Here is a 14,048-nt window from a genome sequence, read left to right as displayed (position 1 = left end):
GTGTCTCCGCGGGAATAGTGCCTGCCCGGGCGCCGTTCTCCCGATTACTTAAAATCTGAAGGAGACGTGATCGAGATGCAGTTCGGGGTTTTCACGATCGGCGACGTCACGCCCGACCCGACGACCGGACGCACCCCATCGGAGGCCGAGCGGATCCAGGCGATGGTGACCATCGCGCGCAAGGCCGAAGAGGCCGGGCTGGACGTGTTCGCCACCGGCGAGCACCACAACCCGCCGTTCGTGCCGTCGTCGCCGACGACGCTGCTCGGCTACGTCGCCGGCGCGACCGAGCGGATCACCCTGTCCACCGCCACGACGCTGATCACCACCAACGACCCGGTCAAGATCGCCGAGGACTTCGCCATGCTGCAGCATCTGGCGGGCGGGCGCGTCGACCTGATGCTCGGCCGGGGCAACCAGGGCCCGGTGTATCCGTGGTTCGGTCAGGACATCCGCCAGGGCATTCCGCTGGCGATCGAGAACTACCACCTGCTGCACCGGCTGTGGCACGAGGACGTGGTCGACTGGCAGGGCAAGTTCCGCACCCCGCTGCAGGGCTTCACCGCCACTCCGCGGCCGCTCGACGGGATCGCGCCGTTCGTGTGGCACGGTTCGATCCGCAGCCCGGAAATCGCCGAGCAGGCCGCCTACTACGGTGACGGCTTCTTCCACAACCACATCTTCTGGCCGAAGGAGCACACCCAGCGCATGGTCGAGCTCTACCGGCAGCGCTACGAGCACTACGGCCACGGGCGGGCCGACCAGGCGATCGTCGGGCTCGGGGGACACGTGTTTATGCGGAAGAACTCGCAGGACGCCATCGAGGAATTCCGGCCCTACTTCAACGACGCGCCGGTCTACGGCGGTGGCCCGTCGCTGGAGCGGTTCATGGACGAAACGCCGCTCACGGTCGGCTCGCCGCAGCAGGTCATCGATCGCACGCTGTCCTTCCGCGACTACGTCGGCGACTACCAGCGCCAGCTGTTCCTGCTCGACCACGCCGGGCTGCCGCTGAAGACCGTGCTGGAACAGCTCGACCTGCTCGGCGAAGAAGTCGTTCCGGTGCTGCGCAAGGAATTCGCCGCCCGCAAACCCGACCACGTGCCCGAGGCACCCACCCACGAGAACCGACTGCAAGCACAACACCAGGATTCGGAAGGGAGTGCGGCATGAGCAACATCCTCGCGATCTCCGCGGGCCTGTCGCAGCCGTCGAGCACCCGGCTGCTGACCGACCGGCTCGCCGCGGCCGCCCGCGGCGAGCCGGGTGCCGAGACGACGGTCGAGGTGGTCGAACTGCGCGAGCACGCGCACGACATCACCGACAACCTGCTCACCGGCTTCGCGAACCAGCGGCTGCGGCCGGTGCTGGAACAGCTCGAAGCCGCCGACGGGCTGATCCTGGTCAGCCCGACGTTCAGCGCCTCCTACAGCGGCCTGTTCAAATCCTTCATGGACCTGGTGGAACCCGAATCGGTGCACGACAAGCCGGTCTTGCTCGGTGCGACCGGCGGCACCGAGCGGCATTCGCTGGTGCTCGAACACGCGCTGCGCCCGCTGCTGGCGTACCTGCGCGCACAGGTCGTGCCCACCGCCGTCTACGCCGCGAGCTCGGACTGGGGCAACGACAGCGACCTCAACCAGCGGATCACCCGCGCCGCGGGCGAGCTCGCTTCAGCCGTGCAACGGCAACCGGCACAGCGCAAGGACGACCCGTTCGCGAATCCGGTGCCGTTCGAACAGCTCCTCCAAGAGACGGCGACGAACTGAAGGAGAACCAATGTCCGAGGAATCCGCTGAAGCCACGGTCGCCCGGTCGACCGATCGGGATCGCTACGAGATCACCAGCGGCGACCGGCTGGCGGGGTTCACCGCCTATGTCGACCGCGGCGGGCAGCGCATCTTCTTCCACACCGAGATCGGCGAGGACTTCGGCGGCCGCGGGCTCGGCAGCGTCCTGATCGGGCACGCCCTGGCCGACACCCGCGAAGCCGGGCTGCGCATCGTGCCGGTGTGCCCGTTCGTGCAGAAGTACCTCGAACGCCACCACGAGGTCGACGACGTCGTCGACAAGGTCACCCCGGACGCACTCGCCGCGGTGCGCGAACGGAACGGATGAGCCGATGGCCGACCGGATCTTCCTGGACAAGCAGACACCGACGGTGTTCAAGGCGTTGAGCGCGACCGCGGCCGAGGTCCGCGACCGGGCACGTGAACTCGGCCTGGAGCGCATCCTGCTGGAACTGGTCAACATCCGGGCCTCGCAGCTCAACGCCTGCACGTTCTGCCTGGATCGGCACACCCGGCTCGCGCTCGAGGCCGGCGAAACGACCCAGCGCCTGGCCGTGCTGCCGGGTTGGCGCGAGACCGAGTTGTTCACCCCGCGCGAGCGAGCGGCCTTGGAGCTGGCCGAAGCGGTGACCCTGGTGGCCGCGCAGCACCTCGACGATGCCGACTACGAACGAGCACGCACGGTGTTCTCCGACGACGAGGTCTCACTGGTGACCTGGGCGGCCATCACCATCAACGCCTTCAACCGCGTGTCCGTCTTCTCCCGCCACCCGGTCCGGGCCCGGAACGCACCTGAGCCGTGAGGTGGAGCCGGGAGCGCACCCGGGCACCCGGTTGGCAACGAGACACCCAGCAGCAGTCTTCGAGGAGGCCGACATGGCCGGTGAAACGCCCGTCCGCAGCAATGACCACTTGCTCACTCCGGACAACGCCGCACTCGTGGTGATCGACTACCAGCCCGAGCAGGTCGGCACCGTCGGGTCGCTAGGTCATGACGAACTGATGCTCAACATGACCGCCGTGGCCCGCGCGGCCGATGCCTACCAGCTGCCGGTCGTGCTCAGCACCGTCGGTGTCGAGCTGGGTGCCAACAGCGGCACCATCCCCGAACTGCGCGACGCGCTGCCCGCCACCGAGGAGATCGACCGGACCACGCTCAACTCCTGGGAGGATCCGGATTTCCGTTCCGCGGTGCAAGCGACCGGCCGCAGGAAGATCGTCATGACCGGGTTGTGGACCGAGGTCTGCGTGGCTTTCCCGACGCTGGACATGCTGGGCGAAGGCTACGAGATCTACCCGGTCGCCGATGCCATCGGCGGCGTCAGCCGCGATGCTCACGACAACGCGATGCAGCGGATGTTGCAGGCGGGGGCGCAACCGGTCACGGCGATCTCGCTGGCCGCCGAACTGCAGCGCGATTGGGGCAGGGCGAACGCGGACCACCTGCGCGCCATCCTGCGCTGGTATTTCCCGCAGTTGCAGGAGATCCGCGCCAAGGCGTAGCGCTGTCGAGCAGCCTCGGCCGCACCGGGCTCACCGCACCGGAATCCCAGGACCCAGCGGGATGCCGAGCCAGTACCAGACGGCGAACAGTGCGCTCCAGGCGATGAGGAACGCGGTGGCGATCGGCACGGTGAACGACATCAGCGTGCCGATTCCCGCGTTCTTGCGGTATTGCTGGACGAATCCCAGTGCGAGCACGAAGTAGGGGCTCATCGGCGTCACGGCGTTGGTGACCGAGTCGCCGATCATGAAGGTGGCCATCGCGGATTCGGGCCGGACCCCGAGGTACATCATCATCGGCACCAGGATCGGGGCGAGGATCGCCCACATCGCCGAGCCGCTGGTGACCAGCATGTTGATCAGGGCTACCGCCACGGCGATGGCCAGCAGGATCACCAGGTGCGGCGCGTTCATCGAGTGCAGCAGGTCAGCGCCGTTGACCGCCAGCACGGAGCCGATGCCGGTCCAGGTGAAGTAGGCCAGCAGCTGCGAAGCGGCGAAGAACAGCACGAGCACCGGAGCGATCTTGCTGACGCCCTCGGTCATGATCGGGGGCACCGCGGACATCCGCGGGATGGTGCCCGTCGTGCGGCCGTGGACGAGGCCGAGCAGCGCGAACAGCAGGGCGATGAACACGCTGATGTCGGATACGACAACGGATCGCGTGATGCTGCCGTCCTCGCCGAGCAGCGGTGATCCGGGGATCGCCAGCAGCGCCACGATCGCAGCGACGTAGCCGGTGAACACGACCGCGGTCAGCTTCAGCGCGCGGCGCTCGGCCGGTGCGAGGTGGATGCGCGCGGGGTCGTGCTCGCCTGCCGGCTCATCGGCCGGAGCGGAGAATTCCGCTCGTTTCGCCAGCACGAGCTCGACCACCAGCGTGATGATCGCGGCGAGGAACACCGCGGAGACCGCGGAGAAGAAGTACGCCGCGACGGGCGTGACGTCGTAGCCGGGATCGACCGTCCGCGCGGCCGCAGCGGTGAGGGCGGCTCGGACGGCATCGGAGGGGTTGACCAGCGGGCTGGCGTTGAACCCGGCCGAGACCGCGACGTAGGCGACCAGTACGCCGAGCACTGGGCTGCGTCCCGCCGCGCGGAAAGCGAGCGCGCCGAGCGGGATCATCACGAGGTACGCCGAGTCGCTCATGATGTGCGCGATCATCCCGGTGAACGCGACCGCGAAGGTCACCCAGCGCCCGGGCAGCCGCACGACGGTGCTCCGCAGCAGCGCTTCGAGCAGGCCACTGCGCTCGGCGACGCTGACGCCGAGGATCATCACCAGCACGATCGCCAGCGGCGGGAATTCCGCGAAGTTGTCCATGACGGACTTCGCGGCGAACTCGATCCCGTCCAGCGAGAGCAAGTTCCGCACCGCGACGACCTTGCCGCTCTGCGGGAGGACGACGGAGACGTCGGCCAGCGACAGCACGAGGCTGACCACGGCCAGCACTGCGGCCAGGATCCAGAACAACCAGAACGGGTGCGGCAGCTTGTTGCCCGCTCGTTCGATCGCGCCGATCGCGCGGAAAAGTCCGTTCGTGCCGGTCTTGGGGGCAGTGTTGCGACGTTGCATAGCTGTCCTTGGCGTGACGGCGACCGCGGGCTATTGCTCGCCGAGGCGGGTCGCGTGCTGGTGCACTGTGTACTCCGAGCGTTGCCGCCCGGCGAAGCGGGTGGGGCGGAAGGTGCTGAGCAGGTCCTGGTGCCCGCCGGTGACGATCTCGGTGGCGGCGAGGCGCCCGAGCGCGGGCGCGAGCGTGATGCCGCTGTGCGAGACGAGGAAGTAGACCCGCGACTGCGGCGAGGTGCAGCCGGCGATCGTGAATCCGTCCGCGGGCAGGGACCGGAACCCGACCCGCAGGTCGATGTCCGGCGTGCCGCCGCGTTCGGGCAGCAAGTCGGTGAGCCGCTGCGTGATCGTGGCCGCGATCGGTCCGGTGCGGGTCGGCGGGTCGGCCGGATCGACGTCGGCGTTGAGGTCGAGCGCCTGCACGACGGCGCCCCCACCGGCCGCCGGGCGCAGGTTGAGCCCCGGTGAGTGGATCACGCAGCGCAGGTCGATCTCGGGGTCGCGGACGTGTCCGAGCAGCCCGACCGCGGGTGATCCGCGGTCGGCGGCAGTCAGCATGGGCAGCTCGATCCCGGCGTCCGCCGCGAGTCGTTCGGTCCAGCGGCCGGTTGCCAGGACGACGCGGTCACCGGTGAAGGTCCGCCCGTCGGCCGTGCTGACCGATGCTTCCCGGGCGTTGTCCTCGATCGCCACGACCTCGCCGATGAACAGCTCGGCGCCGTGCCGCTCGGCGTCGGCCAGCAGGTTCGCCACCAGCCGCTCCGGCAGCACGTAGCCCTCGCCGGGGAAGTGCGCGAACGAGGTGGCGGCCGCCGGAATCCGGAGTTCGCCCGCGATCCGGGCGGCTTCGGCTCGCTGAACCCAGCGGGCCGGGTAGTCGAGCGACCGCAGCCGCTGCACGTTACTCGCGAGCCATCCTTCGCTCGCGGCGTCGGCCCATTGCAGCGCACCGCTGGGGAAGTAGGACTGCGGACCGGGCAGCTGCGCGTCCAGGGCCGCGTGTTCTTCCATGCCGGCGACGTTGAGCCGGTGGTAGACGGGATCGTGCTTGCGGTTGGCGTTGGTCCAGGCGAACGTGGTCGCGGTGGTTCCGGTGCCCGCTCCCCGCTGGTCCAGCAGCTCGACGTCCGCACCGGCGACGGCCAGGGCTCTGGCGACCCCGGCGCCCAGCACGCCCGCGCCGACCACGATCACCTTCATGCGCGCTTCCTTTCCACAATGGACGGACACGGCTCAGACGGCCGATCCGGGCAGTTCCACGAAGAATTCCGCGGTTCCCGGGCGAACGAGGGTCTTGACCACCTCGATCACGGTCCCGTCCGGAACGCGCAACTCCCTGCGCCGCAGCAGAGTCGGTGTTCCCGGCGTGCTGTCGAGCAGCCGCGCGTCGCGCTCGTCGAGGACGACCGGGTCGAGGTAGAGCCGGACCGTGTCCACCTCGACTCCGCGAGCACGCAGGTGCCCCAGCGTGACGAGTTCTTCGAGCTCCTGGTCCAGCAGGTCGGGTGCGGCCGCGAACTGCACGACGTGCTTCTCGACGGACTGCACGCGTTCCAGCAGATCCAGCTTGCGGCGCACCAGCTCGATCACGGCCGCGTCGGGCTCGGCGCCGGGCAGTGGATGGACCGCGTCGGCAGCCCTGACCACTCGCGCGGACACCACCTCGTGCCTGCCCGGAACGCCTTTCCCAGCGGTCTCGGGCACGACGAAGTTGAGCAGGTTGAACCGGCGCACCGAATCGGCGACGAACGACCCGTGCCGCCGGTGGCGCACCGCCAGGCCCGCTTTGGCCAGGTCGTTGAGCGCTCGCTGGGCGGTGGGGCGACTGACGCCGTATTGCTCGCACAGCTCCTTCTCCGTCGGCAGCCGCGCGCCGGGAGCCAGGTCTCCGGCGTGGATCCGCCCTTCGAGCGCACGCCTGAGCTGTTCGTGCAGCGGCTCTGCCATGGTTTGAACTTACGATCGGTGAAATGACATGTCAAATGACCCGGTCGATGCGCCGTACGCCACCCGCGACCGGTCTCAAGCGCTGCGTCGGCCGGAACGGGCGCGGATCCGCGCACCACTCCTGTCAATCGGAAATGCGTGGAAAACTCCGGAAACACCGGCAACTCCCGATTTTCCCGGCTGCGGGCGCTCGTTGCGCGGAGGTCTACGGTTGTCCGCGGGAGTTGCCGCCTGCGCTGCGCCGAATCCCGGCAGCGGCGGGGCGGCCGCCCTTCGCGAGCAACGATTCGAATGGGGTTTGATGGTGCATTGCGTCACTTGTGGCGATCAATTGCCGGCCGATCGTGTCGAGTGGGGATACGAGTACTGCGTGAATCCCGGGTGCGTCGAGAAGAACTTCAAGGGTGTGCGCCTCGTCGAGGTGGCGGTCAACAAGAGCGCCCCGCAAGTCGTGGCCGCCGGTGAGGTCGACGACGCGCTGCGGAAGATGCGCGACGGCGAGTACGCCAAGAAGGACACCTCGCTCGGTGCGGCCGGCCATGGCCAGGCGGGGAACCGAGCCCGAAGCGGGAATCGGAACGTGCGCCGCCGACCGGCGCCCGCCAGGACGGCGAAACGCTGGACTCCGCAGCAGGAGAAGATGGTGCAGGTCTTCAACGAAATGGGCCTGCGCCCGCGGGAGATGATCGAGCGGGCTCCGCATCTGCGGCTCACCGAGAAGCTGATCACGGAGATCATCTGCGCCATCAAGCACTAGCGCGGACCACATCACGAGGACTCATGCCGCTGATGTGATGCGCCCGCGTGACTCGTGGTGGACCGCGCGGATCTCGTCCTCAACACGGCAGCGGCGTTTCCTCGGCCGCGCGCCGGGAAATGCCGGGACGGGAGGCGCGAGATGGCAGGTCAGCAGCAGACGCCGCCGGGACACGAGGCGCCGATGCGCCCGAAACCCGACCACGGCGAGCACAGCTACACCGGTTCCGGCCGGTTGACGGATCGGGTCGCATTGATCACTGGCGGGGACAGCGGGATCGGCAAGGCGGTGGCCATAGCCTTCGCGCGGGAAGGCGCCGACGTGCTGCTGTCCTACTTCTCCGAGCACGACGACGCTCGCGCCACCGCTGACCTGGTCGAACAGGCCGGTCGGCGGGCCGTGCTGGCTCCCGGCGACCTGGCCGAACCGGCGCACTGCCGCGAGCTGGTGGACCGCGCGCTGCGCGAGTTCGGCGAGCTGCACGTGCTGGTCAACAACGCCGCCCACCAGATGACCCGGCACCGCTTGGAGGACATCCCGGACGAGGAGTGGGACCGCACCGTCGCGGTGAACCTGGACGCGATGTTCCACCTGTGCAAGGCGGCCGTGCCGCACCTGCGCCGGGGTGCGTCGATCATCAACTCGACGTCGATCAACTCGGACATGCCGCCCTCGACGCTGCTGCCCTACGACGCGACGAAGGCGGCGATCGCGAACTTCAGCGCCGGCTTGGCGCGGATGTACGGGGACCGCGGCATCCGGGTGAACAGCGTCGCGCCGGGTCCGATCTGGACACCGCTGATTCCGGCGACGATGCCGCCGGAACAGGTGGAGAACTTCGGGCGGGACGTGCCGCTGGGGCGGGCGGGGCAGCCTGCGGAGTTGGCGCCGGTGTACGTCCTGCTCGCCTCCGACGAATCTAGCTACGTGTCCGGGGCGCGCATCGCGGTCACCGGCGGCAGCCCGATCCTGTGAGGCGGCAGCGCACCCGCTGCGGCTCAGCGCTCCGGTCGGTCAGCCGCGAGCGGTGTTGCGCGTGCAAGACTACCCGTCGGTGCTGCGGCACTTGCCGGTGCGGCCCGGGGCGAGACCATTCTCGTGCCGGGCGGCGCGATCCACAGCTTCGGCTCGCGCACACTCGAAAGCCAGGACAACGCCGTGTCAACCGAATGACCGGCTCGAGCGATCGGCTTCGTCCGTCCCACGTTGCAAAGGGCGCGGAACCGGCTCAGCCGGAGTCGGCCGGGTCCGGGTCGAGCAGCGAGCGCACTCGATGGCTGAGCAGGACCTCGTGCGGCGCGCGTTCGAGTTCGGCGGCTTCGACCGGAACGCCTTGACGCCGGGCGATCTCGCGCAGGTAGGCCCAGTGAGCTGCTTCCTCCTGCTCGTGCGAGAAACCATCACGTGGCTCGTCGGGTCCGACCACTGCGCGTGCCGTCCTGCGCACCTCGGTTGCCGAAGTCGTGTCCCAGCCGCCGGACGACGCCCATCCCCGGTCGTCCAGGAGCACCACCCGTCGTCCGTCCACGAGTTCTGCCTCGTGCAGCAACGAAACGGCGAATCCTCCGGGCCTTTCTGCCGCGTCCACCTCAACGGACGTCACTAGACGCGCCACAGTGGACATTTGCGCTCCATGCTCGTCCGATGTCATCGCGAGTGTCCCGCGTTGAGGCGTGACTCCATCGCACCCGCGAAGCGGGTCATGGCCGCGAGGACTTCGTCGCGTTCGGACCCGAGCTCGGCGAGCACTTCCGCATGGGCTTCGAGTTCCCGGGGGAACAGGGCGTCGATGGTGTCCGCGGCTTCCTTGGTGATGCTCACGAGCGTGGCCCGCCGGTCGGCGGGTTTGGCGGAGCGCGTGATGAGGCCGCGTTTGTCGAGTTTGGCCAGGGTTTTGCTGACGCCCGCTCGGGACATGCCGAGTTGCGCGGCGAGATGGGCCGCGGTCACGGGCTGGTCGAGGTGGCGCAGCGGAACGAGCAGCCGGACCTCGGCCGGTGTGACGGTCGCGCCGTCGTAGACGTGCTCGACGGCGCGGTCGAGCGCGGCGTTGATGCGGTTGACCAGGGCTACGACTTCCATCGGAGACGTGTCCAGGCCGGGATTGCGCTCGGCCCAGAGTTCCTGGGTGCGCGCTTGGAGAGGAAGCACGGCATGACTTTCGTTAACCGGTGAACTACTTGTTACGGTAGTTCAGGGTACTGATCCTGCGAGGTGGGCGTCGCGCCCGGTGGGTGGCGATGCGAGGTGGTGGCCGCGTGCGCGCGGACGAGCTGTGGAGCAAAAGCTTGCTGGACAACGATGTTGTGGTGGTCGGCGGCGGTGCCGCGGGGCTGTCCGCTGCGGTGCTGCTGGGTCGATCGCGTCGGCGGGTTGTGGTCGTCGATGCCGGCGAGCCGCGCAACGCCCCTGCCGGGCACATGCACGGATTCCTGTCCCGGGACGGGACGCAACCGGCGGAGCTGCTGAAGATCGGCCGGGACGAGGTCGTGCACTACGGCGGCGAGATCCGCGCCGGTCGGGTGGACGGTCTCGAACGGATCGATGAACGCGGGTTCGCGGTGCGGCTCGCCGACGGGGGAGAGCTGACCGCGCGGGCGCTGCTGGTGGCCACCGGCCTGCGAGACGAACTTCCCGCGATTCCCGGACTTCGCGAGCAGTGGGCCAGGACGGTGCTGCATTGCCCGTACTGCCACGGATTCGAGGTGCGCGACGCCCCGCTGGCGGTCGTCGGTGGTGACAACCGGGCGTTTACCCTGCACCAGGCGCAGCTGATCCGGCAATGGTCGGACGATGTCGTGTTCTTCCCGCACCGGATCGTCCTGGACGACGACGAGCGCGAGCGGCTCACGGCGCGCGGTGTCCGCATCGTCGACGGCGATGTGGCGCGGATCGTGGCCGACGGCAGTGGTGTGTCCGATGTGGAACTCGCCGATGGTTCGGTGGTGCCGCGCACCGCGGTGTTCGTCGGGCCTTCTTTCCGTCCGTGCGACGAGTTGTTGACCGCGCTGGGATGCGAGGTCGGTGACAACGGTTGGGTCCGCGTCGATTCTTCCGGCCGCACCAGCGTTTCCGGTGTGTGGGCGGCGGGCAACGTCGTCGACAGCCCGGCTCAGGTGATCAACGCTGCCGGCGCGGGAGCACAAGCCGCCGTCGCGCTCAACCACCATCTGCTGGCCGCCGACGTCGATCACGCCGTCGCGCGGCATCGTGCTTCCGGTGGGCGAGCGGAATCGTCCTAAAAGGACGTAACGATGCTTCGCGGTGGGAGCGTCCTCGCGGTCATCCGGTGATCGCGGCGCTGGATCCGGCCGCAGTGGTCACTCGCCCGAGGAAGCCGCGGATGTATCCGGCGACGGTGTCGAGGTCGCTCTCGAGCGCGAAGTGGCCGGCATCGAGCGCGGTAGAAGATCCGGTGGTCGTCGACGGACGCGGTCCGGTGGTGCACTGCGATCATGGCTAACCCCTAACAGTGATTTATTTGGTTAGGCTCGGCTGCCGGAGACGCTAGGGACTGCGTGCTAACCTGTCAACTCGTCATGAATTGGTTAGGTCGGAGTCGAATGGTCGATGACCCGGAACTGCTGCTGGCGCTGCTCAACAGCCGGCCGGTGCTTGACGGCGCCGAACGGGACGAGCTGGGTGATGAGCGCAGCGGTCGTGCGTGGGCCACCGCCCACGGCGGTGTCGGGACCGCCGGTGAGCTGCGCCGGCTGCGGGCGGTCCGAGAAGAGCTCACCGAGGTGGTGCTCGGGAAGCGGGCTCCGTCGGTGCTGGCCCACGCGCTCGAAGGCGTGCACCAGCGGCCGGTGCTCGACGACGGCGGACTGAGCTGGGAACTGGTCGCAGGCACCGACGCGTTGCTGCCCGCGCGCGCCGTGTTGGCGTGGGCGTGGGTCGCCGAGCAGCTGCCGGGCCGCTTGCGTCCCTGCGGCAACGAAGAATGCCGGCTGTTCCTGCTCGACCGCAGCAAGGCGAACAAGGCCCGCTGGTGCTCGATGGCCACCTGCGGCAACCGGATGAAAGCCAGGCGGCATTACGAACGCAACCGGCCGCAGGCCCAGCAGTAGCCCGCGGCCGGGAGGGCGCATGAAGATCGTGCCGCTGACCATCGGCTCGCACGGCGATGTGGCCCGTTCGTCGGCCTGGGCGAGCCTTCGGGCGGCCGGTCGGTCGTGGTGAACCCGGTTGCAGAGCCTCGTCCGTCGGTATCGTCCGGAATCCCGCGGGCGGGGAATCCGGTTTTCGGGAGCTGAGCTTCAGCTCCATTCGGGGGAATTCCGCAAAACTAGGTGTACGACGTATACCGCCTTGGTATACGTTGTAGACATGTCGGAGAGGGCGACTCGGGAGTCGAACGCGGGACGGATCGTGGAAGTCGCGTTGTCCATCCTGTCCGAGGAGGGCGCCGATGCGGTGACGATGCGGCGGGTCGCCGCCGACGTCGGCGTGACGCCGATGGCGATCTACAAACATCATGCGAACCGCGAGGCTTTGTTGAAAGCCGTGGCGGATGCGGGTTTTCGCCGGATGGCCGCAACCAGGTCCGAGCGCTCCGGTGCAGCCGGCTTCGCCGAACGCATCGGCGGCCTGCTGGACGACTTCCTCGATTTTGCGCTCGGTGCACCGCACTTGTACTCCTTCATGATCACGGAGCGCCGAGAGCAGGCGCGGCGGTTCCCGGAGGACTTCCGCGAACGAGCCTCGCCCACGTTCACCCCGGTCGTGCGCGCCGTCGAGGACGGGATGCGCGAGGGCTACTTGCGCGACGACGACCCCTTCGAGGTCACGATCGCGATCACGGCGCAGGCGCAGGGGTTGGTGCAGCTGTACTTCGGCGGGCGCATCGACCTGTCCGAGTCGGCTTTCCGCGATCTGTGCCGACGCACCATGTGGCGCACGATCGGCGGCCTTCGCCAGTGAGCGGGTCAAGGGTTCGCGACGGGTCGTGCCGAGTCTCGACGAACAGCATTCGGCGCCCATAGCGCGCGAATGGAGAATTCGATGAAATCTGGGGGAACAACACCATGCGCAGGCAGACCGCACCAACAGAGCAGCCCGTCCGGGCCGCGTCCACGGGAACCGGCGATGCGAGTGCTGACGAGTCCGGGCTCGCAACGACCGGTCGAAGACGTCGATGGGGCCGAGTCGCGGTCGTCGCTGCCGTCGTACTGGTCGTGCTGCTGGTCGGCGGGACCTTCGGGGCCGGTTGGTACGTCAGCAGCCAGCAGCTCGAACCGAACCACTTCAAGAAGGGGCCGTCTGGACTGGTGCTCGGTTTCGGCACCGCACGCGGCGAGCCGACGGTGCTGCTGAGCGCGGCGGAGGGGACCGGCAAGCCCGGTGTCCATGCGCTGACCTGGAACGGCGGCGCGACAATGGTCGGCGACGTCGTGTCGCGCTCAGCCGGGCGCGTGCAGCGCCGGTTGTTGGGGGTGCCACCGCCGGTGGACGTGCAGGTGTCGGTCAAGCCGAAGGTCTACCCCTCCGACCCGCGTTCGTTGCTCGGGTTCCCGGCTGCACAAGTCAGCGTGCCGACCGAGCTGGGCCCGGCCCCGGCTTGGTTCGTGCCTGCCACCGGCCCGGCCGCGTCCACGTGGGTGATCGCGGTGCACGGCCAGCACGGTGATCCGTCGACGGCGATGACCGGGGTTCCGGCGATGCACCGCCTCGGCCTGCCGGTGCTGGCGATCTCCTACCGCAACGACATCGGTGCCCCCGCTTCGCCGGACGGGTTGCTGCACCTCGGGCAGTCCGAGTGGCGCGACGTCGACGCCGCGATCACGCACGCGCGGAAGATGGGCGCGCAGCGGGCGGTCCTGGACGGAGCATCGATGGGTGCAGCCGCCGTGCTGCAAACCCTGAAGCACTCGGCGCAAGCGGACGCGGTCGCCTCGGTGGTGCTGGATGCGCCCGCCCTGGACTACGAAGCGACCGGCTATCACGTGGGCGAGCAGATGGGAGCGCCCGCACCGGTGATCGCGGCGGCGAGCAAGATCATGGAATGGCGGGCCGGACTGGACTTCGACGAGCTCGACACGCTCGACAACCCACCCGCGATCAGGCCGCCGACGCTGCTCGTCCACGGTTCGGCGGACGAAGAACACCCGGTGGCCGGTTCGCGCGAGCTCGCAGATTCCGGGCCGCGGAAGCGTTGGCCGATCCAGTACGAGGAATTCCCCGGTGCCGGGCACACGCAGAGCTGGAACATCGATCCGGAGCGCTACGACCGGGTGCTGACGGATTTCCTGCGCCGCACAGCACTTCGAGGTTGAGCCGGTTGCGGGTAGGCAGCCGGTCCGGAAGTGGTCGCCGAGCAGTGACGCCTTGGCGCCTTCCGGCCGGTACTGCGGTTCCCCGGGGAGCCGTCCCGGACACCTCGCTTCGGGAAGCCCGGGCTTCGAGGAGACACGCCCGGAACCGGGACGGGGGCCGGGCGAAATGAAGGGGGCGCGCGGTCCAACGGGGACAGCTCCCGT

The 14,048-nt window shown here is 68.8% G+C and carries 16 protein-coding genes; 11 read left to right on the top strand and 5 right to left on the bottom strand.

Annotation, left to right across the window (positions count from 1 at the left end):
• Positions 1-75 precede the first annotated feature (75 nt).
• From INP57_RS19890 to INP57_RS19870, 5 genes are all read left to right on the top strand, one after another.
• Complete coding sequence (locus INP57_RS19890) at positions 76-1,173, top strand: LLM class flavin-dependent oxidoreductase (protein WP_200071857.1); 1,098 nt, start codon at positions 76-78, stop codon at positions 1,171-1,173.
• Positions 1,170-1,769 (top strand): FMN reductase, encoded by a 600-nt coding sequence (locus INP57_RS19885; protein ID WP_200071780.1) that lies wholly within the window; start codon positions 1,170-1,172, stop codon positions 1,767-1,769. Before INP57_RS19890 ends, INP57_RS19885 begins: the two co-directional genes overlap by 4 nt.
• Positions 1,770-1,779: 10 nt before the next feature.
• Positions 1,780-2,118 (top strand): GNAT family N-acetyltransferase, encoded by a 339-nt coding sequence (locus INP57_RS19880; protein WP_200071779.1) that lies wholly within the window; start codon positions 1,780-1,782, stop codon positions 2,116-2,118.
• Between the two features lie 4 nt (positions 2,119-2,122).
• Positions 2,123-2,593, top strand: a complete 471-nt coding sequence (locus INP57_RS19875; protein WP_200071778.1) for a carboxymuconolactone decarboxylase family protein — start codon at positions 2,123-2,125, stop codon at positions 2,591-2,593.
• 73 nt (positions 2,594-2,666) lie between these two features.
• Positions 2,667-3,293, top strand: a complete 627-nt coding sequence (locus tag INP57_RS19870) for a hydrolase (protein WP_200071777.1) — start codon at positions 2,667-2,669, stop codon at positions 3,291-3,293.
• 30 nt (positions 3,294-3,323) lie between these two features.
• On the opposite strand, the gene INP57_RS19865 is transcribed toward INP57_RS19870, so the two are convergent.
• The 3 genes from INP57_RS19865 to INP57_RS19855 are packed head-to-tail and all read right to left on the bottom strand — an operon-like array spanning position 3,324 to position 6,812.
• The gene (locus INP57_RS19865; RefSeq protein WP_200071776.1) at positions 3,324-4,868 is read right to left on the bottom strand and encodes an AbgT family transporter; all 1,545 of its coding nucleotides are present in this window, start codon (positions 4,866-4,868) and stop codon (positions 3,324-3,326) included.
• A 30-nt stretch (positions 4,869-4,898) separates the two neighbouring features.
• On the bottom strand, positions 4,899-6,065 hold the full coding sequence (locus tag INP57_RS19860) for an NAD(P)/FAD-dependent oxidoreductase (RefSeq protein ID WP_200071775.1): 1,167 nt from the start codon (positions 6,063-6,065) through the stop codon (positions 4,899-4,901).
• A 33-nt stretch (positions 6,066-6,098) separates the two neighbouring features.
• Complete coding sequence (locus tag INP57_RS19855; protein ID WP_200071774.1) at positions 6,099-6,812, bottom strand: GntR family transcriptional regulator; 714 nt, start codon at positions 6,810-6,812, stop codon at positions 6,099-6,101.
• A gap of 370 nt (positions 6,813-7,182) precedes the next feature.
• Here INP57_RS19855 and INP57_RS19850 point away from each other — a divergent pair, with 370 nt between their 5' ends.
• On the top strand, positions 7,183-7,569 hold the full coding sequence (locus tag INP57_RS19850; RefSeq protein ID WP_200071773.1) for a hypothetical protein: 387 nt from the start codon (positions 7,183-7,185) through the stop codon (positions 7,567-7,569).
• A 141-nt stretch (positions 7,570-7,710) separates the two neighbouring features.
• Complete coding sequence (locus INP57_RS19845) at positions 7,711-8,544, top strand: SDR family oxidoreductase (RefSeq protein ID WP_200071772.1); 834 nt, start codon at positions 7,711-7,713, stop codon at positions 8,542-8,544.
• A gap of 253 nt (positions 8,545-8,797) precedes the next feature.
• Here the strand turns inward: INP57_RS19845 and INP57_RS19840 are convergent, their stop codons facing one another.
• Positions 8,798-9,193, bottom strand: coding sequence for a hypothetical protein (locus INP57_RS19840; RefSeq protein WP_233627899.1), 396 nt, complete (start codon positions 9,191-9,193; stop codon positions 8,798-8,800).
• Between the two features lie 23 nt (positions 9,194-9,216).
• The gene (locus tag INP57_RS19835; protein WP_200071770.1) at positions 9,217-9,720 is read right to left on the bottom strand and encodes a MarR family winged helix-turn-helix transcriptional regulator; all 504 of its coding nucleotides are present in this window, start codon (positions 9,718-9,720) and stop codon (positions 9,217-9,219) included.
• A gap of 107 nt (positions 9,721-9,827) precedes the next feature.
• Between INP57_RS19835 and INP57_RS19830 the strand changes: the two genes are divergently transcribed.
• From INP57_RS19830 to INP57_RS19815, 4 genes are all read left to right on the top strand, one after another.
• Positions 9,828-10,811, top strand: a complete 984-nt coding sequence (locus tag INP57_RS19830) for an NAD(P)/FAD-dependent oxidoreductase (RefSeq protein ID WP_307850179.1) — start codon at positions 9,828-9,830, stop codon at positions 10,809-10,811.
• Positions 10,812-11,132: 321 nt separating this feature from the next.
• Positions 11,133-11,639, top strand: coding sequence for a CGNR zinc finger domain-containing protein (locus tag INP57_RS19825; RefSeq protein ID WP_200071768.1), 507 nt, complete (start codon positions 11,133-11,135; stop codon positions 11,637-11,639).
• A gap of 259 nt (positions 11,640-11,898) precedes the next feature.
• On the top strand, positions 11,899-12,492 hold the full coding sequence (locus INP57_RS19820) for a TetR/AcrR family transcriptional regulator (RefSeq protein ID WP_200071767.1): 594 nt from the start codon (positions 11,899-11,901) through the stop codon (positions 12,490-12,492).
• A 104-nt stretch (positions 12,493-12,596) separates the two neighbouring features.
• Positions 12,597-13,844, top strand: coding sequence for an alpha/beta hydrolase family protein (locus INP57_RS19815; RefSeq protein ID WP_200071766.1), 1,248 nt, complete (start codon positions 12,597-12,599; stop codon positions 13,842-13,844).
• Positions 13,845-14,048 lie beyond the last annotated feature (204 nt).

Origin of the sequence: Saccharopolyspora galaxeae, from assembly GCF_016526145.1 — a bacterium.
Taxonomy (GTDB): Bacteria; Actinomycetota; Actinomycetes; order Mycobacteriales; family Pseudonocardiaceae; genus Saccharopolyspora_C; species Saccharopolyspora_C galaxeae.
Note: the sequence above shows the minus strand (reverse complement) of the source record. Positions and strands in the feature narration are given on the sequence as shown.